Below are 22,525 nucleotides of genomic sequence, written 5' to 3'. Positions count from 1 at the left end.
GGTTAAACATTTAGGCAGAACCCTATGGAAAAAATGGTCGGGTTATCACCGTCGTAGTTTGGTGGAAACCAAGATGCATTGCATCAAATTATTAGGTGATAGGCTGACGGCAAGACATTTTCAAAGTCAGGTCAATGAAATTCATGCGCGTGTGGCAGTTCTGAATAGATTTACGGAATTAGGTAGACCTCGCACCCAAGTTGTGTCTTAAATTTGAATGGATTGGGGAGAACTCAGCTTTTGAATGTTTATGCAACAAAGCCGTTCAGCTTATAAAGATTATGAAAACCATAAGGACTATGGCATTTACTTTGCGCTGCGCTATACGCCATCTATAAAAGTTAATGCAATAACAAGTTTTTCTAATGACAGTGGTAAAACAACGTATAGACAAGAAGTAAATGGATTTAGTGATCCACACATTGGCTCATTTGGATGGGGTGGATATGTAGAGCGAGATCAGGATGCGCATACTAACAATGCATCGATCTATGGTTCGTACCGAGCAAGGGCTGCGTATCTGACAGGTCGTTATAACCGAATTGGGGATAATGACCAAGTTGCACTTTCAGCGACAGGATCGTTGGTTGCGGCGGCAGGACGTATATTTGCGGCCAATGAAATAGGGGATGGTTATGCTGTTGTCACCAATGCCGGACCGAAAAGCCAGATTATAAATGGTGGAGTAAATTTAGGAGAAACTGATAAGTCGGGAAGATTCTTAATTGCGAATTTAAGACCGTATCAATCTCATAATATTTATCTAGATCCATCTTATTTACCATTGGAATGGGATGTGACGACTACCAATCAGACCGCACTTGTGGGCTATCGTCAAGGAACCTTGGTTGACTTTGGTGCACATCGGGTTATTTCAGGCTTGGTGAGAATAGTTGATAAAAACAACACGGCATTATTACCAGGCTATAGCGTTCGAATTAATGGACAGCAAGATGCTGTAGTGGGCTACGATGGTGAAGTATTCGTTCCAAACTTATTAAGACAAAACAAACTTGAAGTAGATCTTCTCGATCATGGTACTTGTCAAATTAATTTCACTTATGAAAGTAAGCAATACAGTGCTAAAAAATTGGGGCCTTATGTATGTCAATAAGTATTGTAAGTCATAGTTCCTACATGCTAGCCAAAAAGTTTTCATCTACTTTAAAGTATGTTTTAGCTAGTTTACTGTTATTTGTGCTTTATGCTTTTTTTAGTTCAGCACATGCTGGCTGTACGGTAACTGGAACCACAAATAGTACTTATAATTATACAGCAGCAACGATTAATAGTGACGCTACCATTACTTATACTGGAACTATTCGGTGTACGAATGTTGGGAGTACTGCTCAAATATCAAGATATATGTGCATGAAGACAGTATTTACTGGAGCAACTACTTCAAATAGTAATGTTTCATTACCTTATACGGTTACGGCAACTGTAGGCGGAGCAGGTTCTTCTACTGCAAATCAAACTTCAAACTTTTGGTATGGTCCTGTTACTACGGTGGCACCAAATAATATTATTAGTTACTCAGTAAGTATTAAAGTTCCAGCAAGATCGGGCTCTTTAACAGCCTATCCGGTAGGGACTTATATTGGCTCCGTTCAAGTATTTTGGGACATGCAAGCAAATTCAAGCAGTGTATGTGAGGGTGATAGTGGCGGTGGCTGGGACTCGGGTAATATGACGATTACAGCTAACTATGTAGTACCAAGTTTCTGTCAGTTAGATTCCACATCAAATGTCGATTTTGGCAATATTGGTGATATTGGTACAACAAGTCGTGACTACACGGCTCAAGGTGCGATTAATGCAACTTGCAACAATGGAACACCTTATAGCATTTATTTGGGGGATGGCAATAATCGTATAAGCGGTGGATTTAGACGTATGACCAATGGAAGCAGTCAATACATTCCTTATCAGTTATACAAAGATACTGCTTATAGCACAGTATGGGATACTACAGGTGGTATAACTGCTGTGGGTGGTTCTGGAGGAGTGTCAAAGACAGGATCTGGCACTAGTCAAATTTCAAATGTATATGGAAAAATTCCACAAGGAACTTCTATTTCAAGTACACCTGGTAACTATTCAGACAGCATAGTTGTTACGGTGACTTATTAGTTACTTGCCAATTCACTATTCACTTAAAGTAAGGAGGTGAGTTGGCAAGTATCATGAGTTTTAGTTAGTGTTTAAAGAGCTTTGTTTTCGTATTAGTAATATCACTAGTGTGATTAATAAGCTAAATCCGAAAATGGGCAAAATAATTCCTAAAATAATAAGTGTAAGGGCCGTGATTATTTTTTGTTGATTGTTTGCGCGTTTCCATACCAATAAAGTTTGGCTTACAAAATGGCTAGTCGTAATTTTTAAATTAGAGGTTTTAAACCAAGCTTTATATGCATAAATAATCATAAAACATAGCCCGAGTGCATATAAAGCGAGTACTAGTTGATTGACCCATCCAAATAATACGCCAATATGAGCATCGACTCCCCAACGTGTAAGTTTTGCAAATAATGAATAATCTTTAAAAGCTAGTTTATCGATGACTTTGTGTTTATGTATATCAATAGCCACACTGTCTGCCTGTGTTGGCCATTTGCGCTGTAGTTCAGTAACAGTCCAAGCTTGGTTTGCATCAACAGGAGGTTTGATTTGTATTTGTGCTGAATGAATTCCATTTGCTCTAGCAATTGCTAATACAGAATCGAATTCGGTTGGCATGATTTCTAAATTCGAAGTCTCCATGACCATACCATGATGTTCTTTATGTTCATCATGAGGCATTTTTGATAATGGCGCATTATTTAAAGTTGTGGCTAAGGTTGGCGTTTGCCAATTTAGCCATTGACGAGCAATACGAATATTATCACCGGCCCACTGGGACCATGTAAGGCCCGTAATCGCAATGAACAATAAAAGTGGTAATAAGGTCAAGCCAATAGAACTATGCCACTTTAATAAATAGTTTTTCTGCGTTTGTCTAATTTTGAAGTTTTGATGACGTTTCCACCAACTGTATAGTCCGGTCAGAGTTAAAATGCCGAGCCAACTTGCTGCAAGTTCACTATAAAAACGTCCCCATTTTCCAAGTAATAAATTACTATGCAATTGATCTAAGAATGTGCGAAATGGTAATACTCCACTGGTTCCATATACAGCAAGCTGACCTTTGATAGAAAGGGTATAAGGGTCTACAAAAATAGCTTCGTTATATAAATGATGAGCTTTATCAGAAAAAATGACTCGTGTTGTTTGTATGGAACTTGGTGCTGGCCTAACTTCTGTAATTTGTGCAGATTCGGGCATCGCTTTTTTTGCTACTTCAACCTGTTGGCTTAGTGGGTGCATATCTTTATTTAAAGGCTGAACATATAGTGCATCTTTATAGATAGATTGTTCTATCTGAGGAGTAACTGCATATAGAAGACCTGTAAATGCCGCAATAAATATAAATGGGGCAATAAAAATACCAGCGTAAATATGTACGAGACGGAAAAGACTGCGCCAAAAGCTAGGGGTGTTAGGCATGTTGAGAAGTATCGAACAAACTTTGGCGTGAAGTATATCTACTTTTAAATAAAGTTACCCATTGTTTAATTATCTATAGCCAAACTTTTCACATAAAAGCCTTTTAATAAATTGATTATCTAGACCTAAAAATTGAAGAAGTGAGATTAAAATTTGATTAAAGATTGATAGTGATAGCTTTATGCTTTGTATTTTAAAAAGCAATAAAGCTATTAGTTTTTTATCTAGATGATAGAATTGCGCCGGTCAGTAAATTGATGTGTATTCTTACTTAATATGCAATTGATGATGCATCCTTTTGAGGTTGTGTGTAGATTGTTGAGTTGCGAGTAAGTGCTAATGTAGATATACATACAACTATCTGAAATTCTAACTTATTGAAGATATAAGGTTTATCAGTTGCTCCCATCACTTACAATTCAAACCAGACTCGGTGGATTCTACTTTTTTTACTATTCCATCGTTGGCACGTTCATGCCGTATTGGAATTTATATCTTCAAGATCAAGGGTTTAATTATCAGCAGATAGGTATCTTATCATCTATTGCTATTGTGACGCGATTCTTTGCGCCTTTAGTTTGGGGCTGGATCGCAGATAAATCTGGTAAAAGAATGCTTTTGGTGCGGCTCGCAACTTGGATGGAAGCTTGTATATGGTTGGCTATCTTTATAGTTCCCAATACATTTCAATCTGTCGCTTTACTTATGCTTATTTTTAGCTTTTTCCAAAATGCAATTTTGGCTCAGTTTGAAGGGGTAACCTTATTTTGGTTGGGCGACCAAAGGGCAAAACTTTATGGAAAAATTCGAAAATGGGGATCGGTCGGTTTTATTGTAGGTGTGTTTACCATAGGTGCAATTTTAGAAATTATTCCAATCTCTATGTTGCCTATTTTATTACTCATAATAGCATCGCTTGCATTTATTTGGGCTTTTACGATTCGTGAACCAGAAGGGGCTCCTACTTCACAAAAGCATTTAGAACCTTTATTGCCTGTGTTAAAGCGTCCAGAAGTTGCTGCTTTTTTTACTATTGAATTTATTCTTCTTTTTTCACATGCCCCTTTTTATAGTTTTTATAGCAATTTTCTAAAATCTTTAAATTACAGTACGACTGAAATTGGCTTTTTATGGGCAATGGGAGTGATTGCTGAAATTGTGATGTTTGCATATGCCGCTACGTTTTTTAAATATTTTTCGTGGCGTAGTCTTGTTGCCATGTGCTTAGTTTTAACAAGCATACGCTGGTTGTTGGTGGCTCTCTTCTCTCATTATTTTATAGGTCAGTTATTTGCACAGTGCTTACATGCTTTTAGTTTTGGCTTGTTTCATCTTATTGCAATGCGTCTCATTTTTCAGAACTTTTCAATAGGGCAGCAAGGTCGAGGTCAGGCTTTTTATAGCACCATGTGGGGACTTGGAGTTGCCTTTGGAAGTATTCTAGCTGGTCATTATTGGAAAATTCTTACTGGTGAGTATATTTTTATGATTGCTGCATTAGTAGTGCTTCTAGGTTTGTGCTTTGTATTTTGGCTACCTAAACAGATTGAAAAGCCAGCTTCTTAAATCAAATGTTGCTAAAAATTGTTAGGGATGAGTAGTTAAAGATAAAAATTGTTTGATGAGAAGTATCGGTTCGTTACGGTTGAAAAATATTGTTTTTATATGGTTATGAAACAATGTTTTTCTAAAAAAATGTGCTAACTTAAACCCATGCGTTTAATGATTAATAAATCTATGAAAAATATTTATATTATGGGATTATTATTGGCTTGTTCTGGTTTTGCTATGGCTGAGACAGTGACTCAACAGCCAACGGAACAGCCCGTACGCACTGCTAGTAATCCTAACGCTATACGTATTGTTACGCGTCCTGAAATTATGGGATTGTGGGGAATGGAGATTCCAAATAATAAAAAATGTGTAGAGTACTATAATTTCCGTAGTAGTAATGATGTGGTGATTAAAAGCGGTGAAGAATGGTCATATGGTATTTATGAATATCAACCATCTGATGACCCTAAAGAGCAGTTATCAGCTCTAGTGATGCAGATTAAGTTTGATAATAATAAAGTTGATTGTTCTGGTCAGCAGCAAGATCAGACTGGTGATGTTTCCCAGTATTTTGTGCAATGGAAAAATGACCATACTATCAATTTCTGCTCAACTGCTAAAGGCGAGCAATGCTTTGCAACACTACGTCGCATGTTGCCATAAATTTGAATTAATAAAAAAAGCCTCTTATGTAAGAGGCTTTTTTTATTATACATATTATGCAGTTTCAGCTTTCTTTTCTTCTTCCACTTTTTTCAACAAGTGTTTTTCAAGGTAATGGATGTCCATTGCTTGTTCGCAGAAGTTTTTATCTTGCAAGATAAGATCTTTATGTAAAGGAATATTGGTTTTAATTCCTGTAAGAATCATTTCGTCTAACGCTTGACGCATACGGGCAAGCGAAGTTTCACGATTTTTACCATGAGAGATCAATTTTGCAATCATTGAATCATAATAAGGTGGAATGCTATATCCAGGATAGATATGAGAATCTAAACGAATACCTGCACCGCCTGGCGCATAAAAACTTTCAATTTTACCTGGTGAAGGTAAGAAAGTGGTTGGATCTTCAGCATTGATACGACATTCAATGGCATGGCCACGAACTTCAATATCTTCTTGTTGAAGCTCTAAGCCTAAACCAGCTGCAATACGTAATTGCTGTTCAATAATGTCAACACCAGTCACCATTTCAGTTACAGGGTGCTCAACCTGAACACGAGTGTTCATTTCAATAAAGAAGAACTCACCGTCTTCGAACAAGAATTCAAATGTACCAGCACCACGATATTGCATTAACTGACATGCATTAACACAAGCTTGTAAAATATCAGCGCGTGCTTGTTCTGGTAGATTTGGAGCAGGAGCTTCTTCTAACACCTTTTGGTGACGACGTTGTAATGAGCAGTCGCGATCATATAAATGAATCGCATGGCCGTTACCATCACCTAAAACTTGAACTTCGACATGGCGAGGTTTTTGTAAGAAGCGTTCCATGTACACTGTATCATCGCCGAACCACATTTCTGCATCACGTTGAGCTGCTTGAACTGACTCAAGTAATGTATCTACGCGTTCAACAATACGCATACCACGACCACCACCACCAGCTGCCGCTTTAACAATAAGCGGGAAACCGATTTCTTTCGCTTCAGCTAAAGCATTGTGGATAGTTACTGCATGGTCACAACCCGGTACTGTCGGTACACCAGCTTTTTTCATTGCAACAATTGCAGAAACCTTGTTACCCATTAAACGAATATGTTCTGGGCGAGGGCCAATGAATGTGAAACCTGAGCTTTCTACAATTTCAGCAAACTCGGCATTTTCTGAAAGAAAGCCATAGCCTGGGTGAATTGCATCAGCACCAGTAATTTCTGCAGCAGTAATAATTGCCGGGATATTTAAATAGCTGTCACTACTTGCACCCGGACCAATACATACTGCTTCATCAACGAAACGTAAATGCATCAAATCTTTATCAGCATCTGAATAGATACCGACAGTTTTGATTCCTAATGTTTTGCAAGCCCGGGTAATTCGTAAAGCGATTTCACCACGGTTTGCAATTAAAACTTTTTGCAACATAGTTGTCCCCGAGGTATTACGCGCGATAACGGAATAAAGGTTGACCGAATTGGATCACTTCACCATTTTTCACTAAAATTTCTTCAATCACGCCGCTTTGAGTTGCTTCAATCGGGTTCATGATTTTCATTGCTTCGATAATACCCAAAGTCTCACCAGCAGATACTGTTTGACCTACTTTAACAAATGGTGCTTCGCCTGGGCTTGGAGCAGCATAGAACACACCAACCATAGGAGAAGTTTCAACTGCTCCACGTGGTGTTTTTGCAACAGGTGCTTCAGCAACAGGAGCTGCCGGAAGTGCTACACCAGCCGCAGCAACGACAGGATTGCGACGAGTTAAAGCGATCGATTGATCACCTTCTTTAACTTCAATCGCTTGCAAGTCAGACTCAATCATTAAATCGATGAGTTTCTTAATTTTGCGGATATCCATGGGCGACTATTCCTGAACTAGTTTGGGTTAGATGGTTGAATTTTTTCAATAGCGTAATCGAGAGCAAAGCTGTAACCTTTTGCGCCTAGACCACAAATCACGCCAATTGCTTTGTCTGATAAATAAGAATGATGTCTGAAAGCTTCACGTGCGTGAACATTTGATAAATGTACTTCTATAAAGGGGATAGCAACGCCCAGTAAGGCATCGCGTAAAGCAACTGAAGTATGAGTGAGGGCAGCAGGGTTAATAATAATCAGTTTTACGCCTTCTGTTTGTGCCTGATGAATACGGTCAACAATGGCACCTTCCCAGTTGCTTTGAAAAGTATCTAGTGTAATAGAGGCTTTTTTAGCTTGAGCAATAAGTTGTTGATTGATATTGTCTAGGGTAAGATGACCATATACTTCTGGTTCGCGTTTTCCCAGCAAATTCAAATTCGGTCCATGAATTACCAAAATGGTCGAACTCATTCAGATTGCTCCAGCTCTAAAGTTGCAAATAATCTTTGCAAGATGTCTGCAAAGTTTGCTTATTATGGCATATGTTTCTACAAGTTTTTTATAATTTCTTTTAATTGTCGCAGAAAGGGTACACCAAATTCGGCTTATATATTGTAAATTTTGCGACGAATTAGCAATGTTAAAAAATGACAAAATTTCAAGTAATTTAACGGAGCTTATTTTAAACCGAATTGACAAAAACAGTTCATGTATTTTGTGTAACGAGGTCGTGAGCATCTTCAATCGTTAACATTTCATTCCAGCGAGTTAGGTAATTTTTTGAGCGATGGCATTGTTTCATTTGCCAAGATGGGTTACGTGAGTGATAGCCGACTTGTAAGTAATGACTACCAAAACGCTTACGGACTGTACCTAAAGTTTCCATCAATTGTTGTCTTTGATGAATAAGTTCTAAAGGCTGCCATAAATCATCAATATGTTGCTGACGTGCATGTAGACCACAAAATAACACGCCAATTTTTATGTAGCTTTTATTTTCTTTATATAAAACATCGATTTGCTGCATTGCAGCTTTTGTTAGTATACATAAATCATCTGTTGCATAGTGAAGACCGATAGCCTGAGAAATGGCTTTTTTATAAGGTGGCTTATCGATTTTTTCATAAAGCATGACCTGAATGCAGGAACAAAGTTGTTCTTGTTTCATTAAACGGCGATGTGCTCGATTAAGATGAAAAATAAGTGCTTGTTTAATAATCTCAATGCTGGATAAAGCTTGAGCAAAACTTCGTGATGCTAAAATCCGTTTAGTCGGAATAGCGGGATCGTCAAGTTGAATACAGGATTGGCCTTTTAGCTCACGAATGGTACGTGCCATGACCACAGAAAATGCTTTTGCCATATGGTGTTCATTGGCAAAAGTTAAGTCTAGGCAGGAGTACACTTCATAACTTTGTAGTTGTTTGACCAATTGATAGCCAATTCCCCACACTTCTTTGACTGATGTGTGCTGCATGAGATCTTCTATAATTAATGGATCTAAGGTGATAAAATTACAAATTCCCCTAAAACTTTTAATTTTCTTAGCATAGTGATTGGCAAGTTTTGCTTGTGTCTTTGAATATCCAATACCAATACAACAAGGTAAGCCTAACCATTTTAGGAGAGTGTTTCTCACCTCACTGCAGTAATCTGATATATCAATAGACTGAAGGTAAGGGGTGAGATGAATAAAGCATTCATCTATAGAGTAAGCTTCTAAGTCATCTGGAGAGAAAAAGTCACCGAGGACAGCAAAAAAGCGACGAGACATCTCGGCATATAAAGTGTAGTTGCTTGAATAAACTTGAACACCAGCTTTTAAAGCATCTTTTTCAATTTGAAACCAAGGTACTCCCATCTTGATACCTAAGAGTTTTGCTTCTTCGCTACGTGAAACAACACAGCCATCGTTGTTAGATAAAACAACTACAGGTTTATCATTGAGTTTAGGGTTGAAAAGTCGCTCACAGCTGACATAACAATTGTTAATATCAACCAGTGCATAAACTTCGCGGTGTGAGATTTCTCTCATCATTTCTTTGCCCCCCAATTTATTAATCCCAAATACATATTTTGAATTTGTAACATAATCAAGTTAACAAAATTACAGACTAATATCTAGGGGAGTTCAGGTTGTTCGTCGAAATTATAAAAAGGATGCAAGACTGCTGAATTGTCAGTTATTGATATGGAAATGTCTGAAAATGATAAGTTTTAGTTGGTTATGATCGGAAGCATAAGAACTATATTTAATGGATGAGTTGAGTCCTTTAAATATAGTAATGCGTATAACGCATTTGTCTTATGGGTCTTTCAAGCTGTCTTTGTTAATAAAGACAGCTTTTTTTTATAATGAGCTTAAGTTTTTTAGAGTTTGGCTTGATTGTAGCAATCGAGATGAATGCATTGCGCACTCAGTTCTATGATTTGATCAGGGGCTAATTGAAGCTTTTCCCATTTTTGCATTTGTTCAAATAACCAATAAAAGTCTTCAGGTTGCGGGGCAGCATTTTCTTTAACCAAGTGCTTTACAATATTTTGAATCATATGGTATTTATCAACATGCACTTCTTCAGAACAGTGAAATCGGACAATCCCGAACTCGACCAATAACTTTAAGACAGGTGTAAAATCTTTTAAATTACTCAATTCTTTTTGAGCTTTCATAATTGCCGCCGTAAGTGCAACTAAGGTTTGAGGGTGTTGTTCGGCCCATTCTTGTGTTACTGCGAGAACTTTATCTGCCACATTGGGAATAATGTCCTGACTTGAGCAAACCATTTTACTTAAGCCTAAAAGTTCTCCTTGTGTATTCCACGGCTCTCCCACACAAAAACCATCAATCACATGGTTATCTAAAGCTTCGACCATATACGGTGGGGGAAGTGCTTTGAGTTTGAGCGTTTGAGCTATTTTAGAATCTGCCAACGCAAGCCATTCTCTTAAACAATAATGATGGATTGAATGTTTAAATACATGGGCTAAGGATAGAGCATTATCTTCTTTAATGTAGCTCGTCACTTTTTGGGCGGTAGTTTGTGCATTATCGTTTTCTTGAATAGCCAGTTGATGGGTTAATTTTTGGCTTAAGCTAATAAAGGCACGGTTTTTACTTAAAATAAGAGGGGTTTGCAGTGCAATACCAATTTGGTCTGCACCCACAGCTGCAGCGGGTAGCATAGCAGATAAACAATGTGCAGCATCTAATAAACCAAAAGCTAAACGGTCGCGTAGACTTGCCCATGATGCTTCTTTGACTAGGGTAACATCTAAATCGACTTCTTCGAAGAAACCTTGCTGCTTTGCCCACAGTAAAGCGATGCAATCAAGTAAAGGAATATAGCCGAGTTGCAATTGAGTCTTTTCTAATTTGCTCATTTATTCATCCTTTAGTTGATCATTTAGTAATTTTTGAGCGTCAAGTAAACGCCGTGCCATTTCTCCAATCGTTATACGGTGACTCATGGCATTTTTTCTGAGTAATTGAAAAGCCGTATCTTCAGGTAAGCCATGCAGTTGCATGAGTAGCACTTTGGCCTTTTCAACATCTTTACGATCTGCCAGTTTGGTTTGAGCTTCTTTTAAGTCACCTTCGAGCTTTTTATGTTTTTTATATTGCTCAATTGAAATCTCTAAAATGGTATGTAAGCGGGCAGGGTCTATGCCGTCTACAATATAAGCCGTTACACCTGCATCTATCGCTTGTTTGATGGTGTCTTTATCTGAATTTTTAGTGAATAGAACAGTTGGTAGGTCATAGCTACTCACACAACTTTCAATAATGTCACGATGAGGATGATCCATGTCGAGCAAGATGACATCGGCTTGTAAATCTTCAAGACGAAAAATATTTAAGTGGTCCAAAGTAAGGCAGGCCACCACTTCAAAGTCATTTTCAAGCAGACTGTTTTTTATATAGTCGGCCCGTGCATGATCATCATCGATAAGAGCTATTTTGAGTTTTGGCATAAGTTCAGAAAATCAGGCTAAGAAAATGCGCCAATTCGACGCGTTTTTTGTTATTAAGTTTTAAGCAAGATTAGTGCCATCCAAATTTAAACAAAAAATCAGGCATGAGTGGTCCTTTACTATGTTAAAGCATTGTTTTGATCGATATTGGTGCAAAAATACGATTCATTTTGTGGCAAAACTTATTTTTGTTTAAACCATATAGAGGAGCAGCAATAGTGCAGGAAAAATTAAATCTTCTTTATGGATGAAAAGGTATTTTAGTTTAAATAATTGAAAATAATAATAAAAAATTATTAATATTAATCTTAAAAAGAATTGGCATGCAAAATGCTTAGTTAATTACAGGTCGAAGACGACCATAAGTTTTAAAGACGGCCAACGATGTCCGTTCTGATCGAATTTGTGAGTGCAACTGCACACATAAAGAATTTACGTTCAGTCGGAGTGAAGGTTATGTCTTTATTTTTATTGCATAAAAAAGTTACATCTGAATTAACTAATTTTTCAGTTCCAGCGATGCGAGCCTTCTCTATGAGGGGGCTCGCTTTTTTTATTTGTTTTTATAACTTTGCTATGCATTGGGTGTCGTCAACGAGTGGAAAAAATGGATTCCAAGCAGCTATACGCTTTGTGATGTTGATACGTTTCTCGGTAGAGCACAAGGCAAAACAACAATGTCTATTTGAGAACGTAAGAACGCAGCTTAAAAGCAACGTGATTTGAGGAGAAACACTATGAAATTGGTAATGATTGGTCATGGTATGGTGGGCCACAAATTCATCGAAGCCATTTTAGAAAAAGCAGATGATGAACTGGAAATCACAATTCTCGCAGAAGAGCCTCGTATCGCATATGACCGCGTACATTTGACTGAATACTTCTCAGGGAAATCGGCAAAAGATTTATCTTTAGCACGTTTTGATTTTGCCGATGCGTATGGCATCGACCTACGTTTAAATACTAAAGCAGTAGCGATTGATACAGCTGCACAAACCGTAACAACCAATCATGGTGATGTTATTAGTTATGACAAGTTGGTGCTGGCGACTGGTTCATATGCATTCGTTCCACCAATTCCGGGTAATGACCGTGAAAACTGTTTTGTTTACCGTACTATTGAAGACTTAGATGCGATTCGTACAGCGAGTCTCAATGCAAAAACAGGTGTAGTAATTGGGGGTGGTTTACTTGGACTTGAGGCAGCCAAAGCTTTACGTGATTTAGATTTAGAAACGCACGTTGTTGAGTTTGCACCACGTTTGATGGCAGTTCAAATTGATGACTTAGGGGGTAAGGTTTTACGCCGTAAAATTGAAGATTTAGGTGTAAAAGTTCATACACAAAAAGCGACTCAGTCTATTGAGTCTGGTGTAAATACCACTCATGTGATGAAGTTTGCCGATGGTAGTGAACTCGAAACTGATGTGATTTTATTCTCTGCGGGGATCCGCCCACGTGATGAATTAGCGCGAAATAGCGGGCTTGCGATTGGTGAGCGTGGCGGTATTGTAATTAATGATTATTGCCAAACATCTGATCAAAACATTTATGCCATTGGTGAATGTGCGCTTTGGCAAAATAAAATTTATGGCTTGGTTGCACCGGGCTATGACATGGCGCGTATTGCAGCAAAACATATTTTAGATGAAGAGTGTCATTGCTTCGCTGGCGCAGACATGAGCACCAAGTTGAAGTTGATGGGCGTTGATGTTGCTTCGGTCGGTGATGCTCATGCCATGACTCCGGGTGCATTAAGCTATTTCTATGCAGATGAGCATGCACTGATTTATAAAAAGATTGTTGTAAATGCCGACAAAACCAAATTGCTGGGCGCGGTTTTAGTGGGCGATGCGAAAGAGTACAACGACCTTTTACAAATGATGTTAAACGGTCTGGCTTTACCTGAAGTTCCTGAAAGCTTAATCATGCCTGGCTTTGAACAATCAGCAGGAAAATCTGGTGGTAGCGGAGTCGATTTGCTGCCAGACGGCGCGACCATTTGTTCATGTAACAACGTATCAAAAGCAGACATCTGCCAAGCAATTAGCGATGGTTCGACCTCTTTAGGTGCATTAAAGAAATGCACCAAAGCAGCAACAGCATGTGGTGGTTGTGCACCATTAGTGACTCAAGTATTGAAGTCAGAGTTACAGCGTCAAGGCGTGACTGTTAACAATCACATTTGCGAACACTTCCCGTACTCGCGTCAAGAGTTGTATCACTTGGTCCGTGTCAATGAAATCAAGACATTTGATGATTTGATTCATCAACATGGGCACGGTTTAGGTTGTGATATTTGTAAACCAGCCGTAGCAAATATTTTGGCATCTTGCTGGAATGATTTCGTACTTAAGCCAAGTCATGCAGGTCTGCAAGACAGTAACGACTACTACCTAGGTAACATTCAAAAAGATGGCTCTTACTCCATTGTACCGCGTATGGCAGGTGGGGAAGTCACTCCGGATGGCTTAATTGCGATTGGTCAAATTGCAAAGAAATATAACTTGTACACCAAAATTACTGGTGGTCAACGTGTTGATATGTTTGGTGCGCAAGTTCATGAGCTTCCATTCATTTGGGAAGAGTTAAATGCTGCGGGCTTCGAGTCTGGTCATGCCTATGGTAAGTCGTTACGTACAGTGAAATCTTGTGTGGGTAGCACTTGGTGCCGTTACGGGGTAGATAACTCGGTTGGTTTAGCGATTGAACTTGAAAACCGCTACAAAGGTTTGCGTTCACCGCATAAATTGAAAATGGCAGTGTCTGGCTGTACACGTGAGTGTGCAGAAGCGCAAGGTAAAGATGTAGGCGTGATTGCCACTGAAAAGGGTTGGAACCTTTATGTATGTGGTAACGGTGGTATGAAACCGCGTCATGCAGAATTACTTGCATCTGACCTCGATAAAGGAACACTTATTCGTTATATCGACCGTTTCTTTATGTTCTACATTCAAACGGCAGACCGTTTACAACGTACCAGTGTATGGCGTGACAACATGGAAGGCGGTCTAGACTACCTTAAATCTGTGATCGTTGATGACTCTCTTGGTTTAGCTGCCGAGCTTGAGCGCCGTATGGAACACATTATTGGTACATATCAAGACGAATGGCGTACAGCTGTCGAGAACCCAGAAGTTCGTAAACGCTTCCAAACCTATATCAATGCAGAAGCGAATGAACAAGCTGATCCGCACATTCAATTTACAACTGAACGTGGTCAAATCCGCCCATTAACCGAAGCTGAACGTTCAGAAGACCGTATTCCAATGGTTGAAGCATAAAGGGGAACTTATATGAATATTGTACAAGACAAAAATATGCTTCCTGATGATCAGTGGATTGACGTTTGTGCACTCGATGATTTAACTCCAAACACTGGTGCAGGAGCGCTAGTGAGCGGTCAAGCGGTTGCAATCTTCCGTGTGGGGCATGAAAAACGCGTTTATGTACTGAGCAATAAAGATCCGTTTAGCCAAGCGAATGTGATGAGCCGCGGGATTATTGGTGATTTACAAGGCGAACGCGTGGTTGCATCACCAATTTATAAACAACATTTCAGTTTAGCTACGGGCCGTTGTTTAGAAGATAAAGACCAAAAATTGGCGGTTTACCCGAGCAAAATTGTTGATGGCCGTGTTTGGATCAATGCGGTGCCGCAAAAAACTTATATTACCAATACAGGGGTATCACAAGACAAACTTAGACTGGTGCTGATCGGGAATGGTTTGGCAGGGATGCGTTGTCTGGAAGATTTACTTGATATGGCACCAGACCGTTATGAAGTTACGGTGATTGGTGAAGAGCCATGGGGTAACTATAACCGTATTATGCTATCTCCGGTTTTATCGGGTGAAAAAACCATTGAAGACATTATGTTGCATCCACCGAAGTGGTATGACGATAAAGGCATTAAATTTATTGCTGGTGATAAAGCCGTAAAAATTGATCGTCCGCGTAAAGTGGTTTACACCGAAAAAGGCCAGACAGTTGATTATGACCGTTTAATTCTGGCAACTGGCTCGGCACCATTTATTCCATCAGTTCAGGGTATTGACCTAAAAGGTGTTTTAACTTTCCGCGATATTTATGACGTTAACACCATGATTGAATACTGTGGTTCAAAAACTAATGCAGTGGTGATTGGTGGTGGTTTACTCGGTTTAGAAGCTGCCTATGGGTTAAAACAACGCGGTATGAATGTCACAGTCCTGCATTTGATGGACCGTATTATGGAACGCCAACTTGATGGTCGTGCGAGCCAGTTATTACGTCATAGCATTGAACAAAAAGGTATTCAAATCATTACCGAAGCCAATACAGAAGCGTTAATTGGTGATGAAAACGGTCATGTCAAACAAATCCGTTTGAAAGATGGCACAGTGTTAGATGCTGACCTTGTGGTGTTTGCTGTAGGTATCCGCCCGAATATTACTTTGGCACAAAGTGCTGGTTTACGTTGCAATCGCGGTGTATTGGTGAATGACACCATGCAAACATTTGACCCAAGTATTTACGCAGTGGGTGAGTGTATTGAACACCGTGGACAGACCTTTGGTTTAGTTGAGCCACTATGGGGCCAAGCTTTTATTTGCTCGACGCATTTGGCTGAACACGGCAGCTTAACTTTTAAGGCACCAACCGTACCAACTCAGTTAAAAGTCAGTGGTGTCGATGTATTCTCGGCGGGCAATTTTGAACCGAAAGATGATTATGAAGACATTATCCTGAACGATGAAAAACGCCAGATTTATAAACGTATCATCATTCAAAGCGATCGGGTAATCGGTGCAGTATTGTTTGGAGATACTGAAGATGGCATGTGGTATGCAGAGTTAATTGCAGATCAAACTCCTGTTTCTTCATTTAGAAATAAGCTGCTATTTGGTCGAGATTTTGCATTAAAAAATGCAGGCTAAATAGGGAAAGGAGCAGTTATGAATAGTATTCCAAGCGTTGAAATCGATAGCTCCGACCATGTTGCAAAAACAACTAAAACAACATGTCCATATTGCGGTGTAGGTTGTGGTGTTAGTGTAAACGTTCAAGAAAAACCTCAAGGACCTGTGGTGCAAGTTGAGGGGGATGCTGAGCATCCTTCCAACTTTGGGCGCTTATGTATTAAAGGTAGCCAACTTGCGGATACTTTGGGATTAGAAACACGTTTACTTCAACCGATGTTTGGTCGTAAGTCGCATCGGACTGTAACGACATGGGATGCAGCAATCAATAAAATTGCCAATAAATTCCAGTCTTGTATCGACAAATATGGACGTGACAGCATTGCATTTTATGTTTCAGGTCAGCTTTTGACTGAAGACTATTATGTGGTGAACAAGTTTGTAAAAGGCTATTTGGGCACTGCAAATATCGATACCAACTCACGGCTTTGTATGTCATCTGCGGTAGCAGCTCATAAACGTAGTTTTGGTGAAGACCTTGTCCCTGCAAGTTATGAAGATTTTGAACATGCAGACATGGTAGTTTTGGTTGGTTCCAATACCGCATGGTGCCATCCTGTACTGTATCAACGGATTATGCAGGCTAAAAGTCACAATCCCGATATGTTTGTTGTGGTGATTGACCCACGTTTTACCAGTACTTGTGAACAAGCGGATTTACATTTACCGATTTTACCGGGTCAAGATGTCGCATTGTTTAACGGTCTATTCCAATATTTATATCAAAATGGTCATGCCGATCAGGCTTTTGTAGATGCTTATACCGAAGGTTTGCAAGAGGTTTTGGCAAGCAGCGAGCCAGAAGCTAATGTGGAATATGTGGCAAAGCGTACAGGAATTGCACTCGATAAGATGCAACAGTTCTTTGAGAAATTTGCGCAGACTGAAAAGGTAATCACGCTATTTTCAATGGGTGTGAATCAATCAAGTCAGGGCGTGAATAAAGCCAACAGCATTATTAACTGTCACTTACTAACAGGCAAAATTGGAAAGCTCGGCGCTGCGCCATTTTCAATGACAGGCCAGCCCAATGCTATGGGTGGCCGAGAAGTGGGTGGTTTAGCTAATATGCTGGCTGCCCATATGGACTTAGATAGCCCTTTACATCAAAAAGTAGTGCAAACCTTTTGGGACAGTCCATTTATTGCAACTCAAGCTGGCTTAAAAGCAGTTGATTTGTTCCGTGCTGTTGAAGCTGGAAAAATTAAAGCCATCTGGATTATGGCAACCAATCCGGTGGTAAGTTTACCAGATGCCGATCAGGTGAAACGTGCTTTAGAAAAATGCGAATTGGTCGTTGTGTCAGATATTTGTGCCGATACGGATACTACGGCTTACGCCGATATTTTGCTTCCAGCTTTAGGTTGGGGTGAAAAAGATGGAACCGTTACTAACTCTGAGCGTCGTATTTCACGTCAACGTGCTTTTTTACCTGCGCCGGGTGAAGCAAAAGCAGATTGGTGGTCAGTGAGTCAAGTTGCGAAAAAATTAGGCTTTAAAGGTTTTGACTTTACGAGTGCTGTTGATATTTTCAATGAACATGCAGCTTTGTCAGCACAAGATAATGGGGACATTGAAACACGTGAGCAAACTGATACGTTCCGTTATTTCAACTTAAAAGGTTTAATGAGCCTAAGTGCTGCTGAGTACGATGCTCTGCAACCAGTGCAATGGCCAGTATGGGATAAAAAACAAGACGCTAAAGCTGTTCAACAACTGTTTGGTAAGGGCCAGTTTAGTCACAAAAACACCAAGGCAAAACTAATTCCGACTGTTGCAATTAATCCGGTACATGCAATTTCAGAAGATTATCCGCTCATTTTGAACACGGGGCGTATTCGTGACCAATGGCACACCATGACCCGTACTGGTTTGTCGCCAAATTTAACCAGTCACCGTGCTGAACCATTCTGTGAGATTCATCCAAGTGATGCATTGAAGTTTGGTGTACGTGATCAGGGCTTGGTAGAAGTTCGTTCGAAATGGGGTAGTTGTATACTACGCGCGACCTTCTCATCTGGTGTCCGTCGTGGGCAAATTTTTGCACCGATTCACTGGACTGAACAGGTCGCATCCGACGCCCGTATTGGTAAAGTCGTTAATCCAGAAGTTGATGCAATTTCAGGTGAACCTGAGTTCAAACATACGCCTGTAACTATTCAACCGTTCTATACCACTTGGCAAGGTGTGCTCTATATTCGTGAAGGATACGATTCGCATATTCAAGAATCGCTGCATCACTGTGCATGGTGGACTAAAGTCAAAATGGTGAAAACCAATCGCTATGAACTTGCAGACCGCCAAACTTTTCATGATACTCAAAAGAATCTGAAAAGCTTTTTGCCATTTGCTGATGAAACCTTTGAATGGTTAAGCATAGAAGATATTTCTTCACAGCTGAGCCATAGCGTTATTTTGAAAGATGGCATTGTAATTGCAAGTCTATATATTGCACCGCCAGATTTATTGCCAGACCGTGACTGGGTAGCAAGTCTGTTTAAACGAGAACGTTTGAGCGCCTTGCACCGTAAAGCTTTACTAGCAGGTATGCCAATGTCGGCTACCAATAATGATGGGCCTTTGGTGTGTAGTTGTTTTAAAGTAGGTAAGAATAAAATTATCGAAGCAATAAAAACACAAAACATTACCCATGAAAAACAGGTCACTGCTTGTTTAAAAGCTGGTGGCAATTGTGGATCATGTTTACCTGAAATCCGTGGCTTAATTAAAGCTTGCCAGCAAGAGGTAGAAGTGTGAATAAGGGATATCCCATAACTGATCTGGTCATTCTGGCGGGTGGACAAGCCCGCCGTATGAATGGTTTAAATAAGCTGTTGCAGCAATTCGATGGCGATACGCAACTTCTTAAGATTCACCAAAAGCTAAAATCTTCAGTATCTGAAATTTGGGTGAATAGTCATCGAGACTATTCAATCTATCAAAGTATTGTGCCCGATATTAAATGTTTTCAAGATGATGCTTCAGGTTTTTTCGGTCCACTTATGGGGATGAAAAGTGCATGGTCTCATGTACGAGCAGATTATGTTTTGTTTATTCCTTGTGATGTGACCTACATACCTACGCAAGTCGTTGCGAAATTACACAGTGCACTTCGCAAAAATAAACAGGCTCAGGCAGCTTACGTTTCAATTAATGGAGATGCCTTATACCCATTTTGTTTGTTAAAACGTGAAAGTCTAGAGGTTTTAGAGCAGCAAATTGATAAGCAACAATTGAGTTTAAAAAATTGCTTTAAACTTTTACATGCACAAGTAGCCATTTTTCAAAAGCAGAACTTATTTTTCCATAGCATTAATTCTTTAGATGAACTTCAACAATACAAACAAATTAAAGCATTTAAAGAGATTTTTTCGACAAATTAGAACTTCAATCATATCGATTTAAAATTTACATTGATAATCTGAAATCATTTTTTAAATTTTGAGTTATTGACTGTTTAGAATTTAAGTTCTATTTTGGAACTTGTTATTTTCGTTCTAGCCAGATGTATAAAAATAAACGGAGCCAGAAAAATGATGGATGCAGCTCAGCAAAGTAAAACAGATGTGACCGCATGTATTTTATGTTCAAGAAACTGCGGTTTGAGCGTAGAAATTCAAGATAACCAATTTGTCAAAATTAAAGGTAATCCTGAGCACCCATTTTCTCAAGGTTACATTTGCCAAAAAGCGGCAAGATTACAGCATTACCAGAAACATGCAGACCGTTTAACCACACCTTTAAAACGCCAACCAGATGGCTCATTTCAAGAAATTAGTTGGGATGTGGCGATACAAGAAATTGCTGATCAATTGGTTCAGATTAGAGATAAATTTGGCGGTACTGCTTTTGCTTCAGTTGGGGGCGGTGGTCAGGGTAACCACCTCGGCGCAGCTTATGGCCGACAACTTTTATTGGCTATGAAAAGTTATTATGCATATAACTCACTTGCTCAAGAAAAAACAGGTGATTTCTGGCTCAATGGACGCCTGTTCGGTAGTCAGGCTTGCCATACGACAGAAGATGTTGAACATGCAGATTACGTACTTTTTATTGGAACAAATCCGTTTCAAGCACACGGTATTCCTAACGCACGAGACACGCTAAAACATATTAAGAAAGATCCGAACCGAACCATGGTGGTGTTCGACCCGCGTGTTACCGAAACAGCAAAACAAGCAGACATTCACGTACAGCTAAAACCGGGAACAGATGCTTTTTTAATGTCGGCCATGATTGCGATCATTATTAAAGAAAAGCTTTATGATGCAGCGTTTATTGAGCAGCACACACATGGGTTTGAAGACGTAAAAGCTGCATTTAACCATGTCCCGATTGAAGACTATATTGCTAAAGCTGCTGTACCTATCGATTTGATTTATCAAGTGGTTCGAGAGTTTGCCAAAGCAAAAAGAGGCTGTGTACGTATCGATTTAGGTATTCAACATACTTTGAATACAACATTAAATGGTTATTTAGAAAAGCTTTTATACTTGCTGACAGGGAACTTTGGAAAACAAGGTACCAATAATTTGCATACCATGTTTATTCCAATTTTGACCGATACGGATGAAAGAAAACCAAAATATCGACGTAGCGTTTACCATAAAATGTTCCCGATTTCCGGGTTTTTTCCACCTAATATTTTACCCGATGAAATCCTAAAAGCAGGGGAAAAGAGAATTCGTGCTGTGTTTGTAGATAGTTGTAATCCACTATTAACTTACCCTGATACACCTGCCTATGAAAAAGCCTTTAAAGCATTAGATTTGTTGGTTGTAGTCGATGTTGCGATGACAGAAACCGCGAGACTCGCCGACTATATTTTGCCTGCTCATACTCAGTTTGAAAAATGGGAATTTACCGGTTTTAACTTGGAATTTCCTAAAAATGGTTTTCATCTGCGTCATCCCGTTTTGGCTGCTCAAGCAAATACTTTACCGGAAGCCGAAATTTATACTCGATTACTGGAAGCTATGAATGCTATTCCGAAGAGTTTCCCAGTTTTAGAAAAAATAGCTGCGGTCGACTCGAAAAAAACTGCCTACTTACCATACTTGTCGGCGTTAGGCCTTACCTTGGCACGACATAAAAAATATATCCCTTTTGCTGCCTCTATTATTTATCGAACTCTTGGCAAACGACTTGGCAATTCTGCAGATTCAGTTGCTTTTTTATTGCCGCTATCTATTCAATATGCTGTTTTACATACCAAAGCAGTACGCCGTGCAGGTTATAAAGGTAATCCGTTAACACAAGGTGTCAAACTATTTGAGCAGATATTAAAGCAACGTTCAGGTATGGTTTTATCACAACATGAATATGACGAAGTCTGGAAACTGGTGGCTTATAAAGATAAGAAAATACGTCTTGCAATTCCCGAGATGTTAAGTGAACTCGCAAGCTTGAAAAGCCATAACGTTAATGTTGAAGAGTTTCCTTTCATCCTTTTGTCAGGTGAACGACGTAGCTACAACGCCAACCAAATTTACCGTGACCCTGCTTGGCGAAAAGTAGATGCAGAAGGTGCACTGCGTATTCATCCCGAAGACGCAAGGCACTTAAATGTAGATACAGGAGGGCAGCTTAAATGTATCTCACAGCATGGAGAAATTCAGGTAGCTATTGAGTTAGATGATGGGATGAGAAGAGGTGTTGTGTCACTGCCACATGGCTACGGTATGCGCTTTCAAAATGGAGCACCGATTGGGCCACAATTAAACTTACTTATTTCTGCTGAACATTGTGATCCATTGTCGAAAACGCCGTACCATAAATATGTACCCATCCGTCTAGAAAAGTGTTAGAAATAGAATCAAGTAAAACATAGATTTTACCGCGCTAACTCGAGATTTATTTTTTAATTGTTCTTAAGGTAGTGCGGTGAAAAGTCTATAAAAAATTTAAATATTATGGAAAATAAGTAGAGCTGGAACAAATTTTGCTATTAAAGAACAAAGCACTAT

Annotated in this window: 16 protein-coding genes and 3 pseudogenes; 12 read left to right on the top strand and 7 right to left on the bottom strand. The window is 39.3% G+C overall.

All coding sequences use genetic code 11. The features are described 5' to 3' along the window. The 3 genes and pseudogenes from J671_RS25180 to J671_RS16180 all read left to right on the top strand — a co-directional run. Positions 1-211 (top strand): annotated as a pseudogene (locus tag J671_RS25180) (IS5/IS1182 family transposase); the annotation flags it as partial. 54 nt (positions 212-265) lie between these two features. Then, positions 266-1,114: pseudogene (locus tag J671_RS16185) on the top strand (fimbria/pilus outer membrane usher protein); the annotation flags it as partial. Further along, the gene (locus J671_RS16180) at positions 1,105-2,133 is read left to right on the top strand and encodes a spore coat U domain-containing protein (protein ID WP_031982852.1); all 1,029 of its coding nucleotides are present in this window, start codon (positions 1,105-1,107) and stop codon (positions 2,131-2,133) included. The pseudogene J671_RS16185 and the gene J671_RS16180, both read left to right, overlap by 10 nt. A 60-nt stretch (positions 2,134-2,193) precedes the next feature. Here the strand turns inward: J671_RS16180 and J671_RS16175 are convergent, their stop codons facing one another. Then, positions 2,194-3,546 carry a PepSY-associated TM helix domain-containing protein gene (locus J671_RS16175; RefSeq protein WP_031982851.1) on the bottom strand — a complete coding sequence of 451 codons (1,353 nt, stop codon included), beginning with the start codon at positions 3,544-3,546 and terminating at the stop codon, positions 2,194-2,196. A 399-nt stretch (positions 3,547-3,945) separates the two neighbouring features. Between J671_RS16175 and J671_RS16170 the strand changes: the two genes are divergently transcribed. After that, positions 3,946-5,112, top strand: a complete 1,167-nt coding sequence (locus tag J671_RS16170) for an MFS transporter (RefSeq protein ID WP_199983349.1) — start codon at positions 3,946-3,948, stop codon at positions 5,110-5,112. 147 nt (positions 5,113-5,259) lie between these two features. Further along, entirely contained in the window at positions 5,260-5,763 is a 504-nt protein-coding gene (locus J671_RS16165; protein ID WP_002049607.1) for a hypothetical protein, read from the top strand. A gap of 54 nt (positions 5,764-5,817) precedes the next feature. Here J671_RS16165 and accC read toward each other — a convergent pair whose 3' ends face one another. The 4 genes from accC to J671_RS16145 form a co-directional block, all read right to left on the bottom strand. Then, on the bottom strand, positions 5,818-7,188 hold the full coding sequence (accC, locus tag J671_RS16160) for an acetyl-CoA carboxylase biotin carboxylase subunit (RefSeq protein ID WP_002049609.1): 1,371 nt from the start codon (positions 7,186-7,188) through the stop codon (positions 5,818-5,820). Positions 7,189-7,204: 16 nt separating this feature from the next. Then, positions 7,205-7,624, bottom strand: coding sequence for an acetyl-CoA carboxylase biotin carboxyl carrier protein (gene accB, locus J671_RS16155; RefSeq protein ID WP_000354611.1), 420 nt, complete (start codon positions 7,622-7,624; stop codon positions 7,205-7,207). 17 nt (positions 7,625-7,641) lie between these two features. Next, on the bottom strand, positions 7,642-8,097 hold the full coding sequence (gene aroQ, locus J671_RS16150; RefSeq protein WP_031982849.1) for a type II 3-dehydroquinate dehydratase: 456 nt from the start codon (positions 8,095-8,097) through the stop codon (positions 7,642-7,644). Positions 8,098-8,332: 235 nt separating this feature from the next. Further along, complete coding sequence (locus tag J671_RS16145) at positions 8,333-9,661, bottom strand: Y-family DNA polymerase (protein ID WP_031982847.1); 1,329 nt, start codon at positions 9,659-9,661, stop codon at positions 8,333-8,335. 220 nt (positions 9,662-9,881) lie between these two features. On the opposite strand from J671_RS16145, the pseudogene J671_RS25175 reads away from it, so the two are divergent. Then, positions 9,882-9,982, top strand: a pseudogene (locus tag J671_RS25175) (hypothetical protein). Positions 9,983-9,996: 14 nt separating this feature from the next. Here the strand turns inward: J671_RS25175 and J671_RS16140 are convergent. Together J671_RS16140 and J671_RS16135 are read right to left on the bottom strand one after the other, a co-directional pair. Then, the gene (locus J671_RS16140) at positions 9,997-11,007 is read right to left on the bottom strand and encodes an ABC transporter substrate-binding protein (RefSeq protein ID WP_031982846.1); all 1,011 of its coding nucleotides are present in this window, start codon (positions 11,005-11,007) and stop codon (positions 9,997-9,999) included. Next, positions 11,008-11,598, bottom strand: a complete 591-nt coding sequence (locus J671_RS16135; protein ID WP_001125253.1) for an ANTAR domain-containing response regulator — start codon at positions 11,596-11,598, stop codon at positions 11,008-11,010. It abuts the gene before it with no gap. A 384-nt stretch (positions 11,599-11,982) separates the two neighbouring features. Here J671_RS16135 and J671_RS16130 point away from each other — a divergent pair, with 384 nt between their 5' ends. From J671_RS16130 to J671_RS16105, 6 genes are all read left to right on the top strand, one after another. Continuing rightward, positions 11,983-12,324 carry a hypothetical protein gene (locus J671_RS16130; protein ID WP_031982843.1) on the top strand — a complete coding sequence of 114 codons (342 nt, stop codon included), beginning with the start codon at positions 11,983-11,985 and terminating at the stop codon, positions 12,322-12,324. An 11-nt stretch (positions 12,325-12,335) separates the two neighbouring features. Then, complete coding sequence (gene nirB / locus J671_RS16125) at positions 12,336-14,882, top strand: nitrite reductase large subunit NirB (protein WP_031982841.1); 2,547 nt, start codon at positions 12,336-12,338, stop codon at positions 14,880-14,882. A 12-nt stretch (positions 14,883-14,894) separates the two neighbouring features. Beyond that, positions 14,895-16,517 (top strand): nitrite reductase small subunit NirD, encoded by a 1,623-nt coding sequence (gene nirD / locus J671_RS16120; protein ID WP_031982838.1) that lies wholly within the window; start codon positions 14,895-14,897, stop codon positions 16,515-16,517. Positions 16,518-16,535: 18 nt separating this feature from the next. Continuing rightward, positions 16,536-19,316, top strand: coding sequence for a nitrate reductase (locus J671_RS16115; RefSeq protein ID WP_031982837.1), 2,781 nt, complete (start codon positions 16,536-16,538; stop codon positions 19,314-19,316). Then, positions 19,313-19,942 carry a molybdenum cofactor guanylyltransferase gene (gene mobA / locus J671_RS16110; protein ID WP_001032654.1) on the top strand — a complete coding sequence of 210 codons (630 nt, stop codon included), beginning with the start codon at positions 19,313-19,315 and terminating at the stop codon, positions 19,940-19,942. Before J671_RS16115 ends, mobA begins: the two co-directional genes overlap by 4 nt. Before the next feature lie 150 nt (positions 19,943-20,092). After that, positions 20,093-22,366: a molybdopterin-dependent oxidoreductase gene (locus J671_RS16105; protein WP_031982835.1), complete on the top strand. Its 2,274-nt coding sequence runs from the start codon at positions 20,093-20,095 to the stop codon at positions 22,364-22,366. Positions 22,367-22,525 lie beyond the last annotated feature (159 nt).

The sequence above is a fragment of the Acinetobacter sp. 1130196 genome (genome assembly GCF_000588095.1).
Lineage (GTDB): Bacteria > Pseudomonadota > Gammaproteobacteria > Pseudomonadales > Moraxellaceae > Acinetobacter > Acinetobacter nosocomialis.
This window is presented reverse-complemented; position numbering and strand designations above follow the sequence as displayed.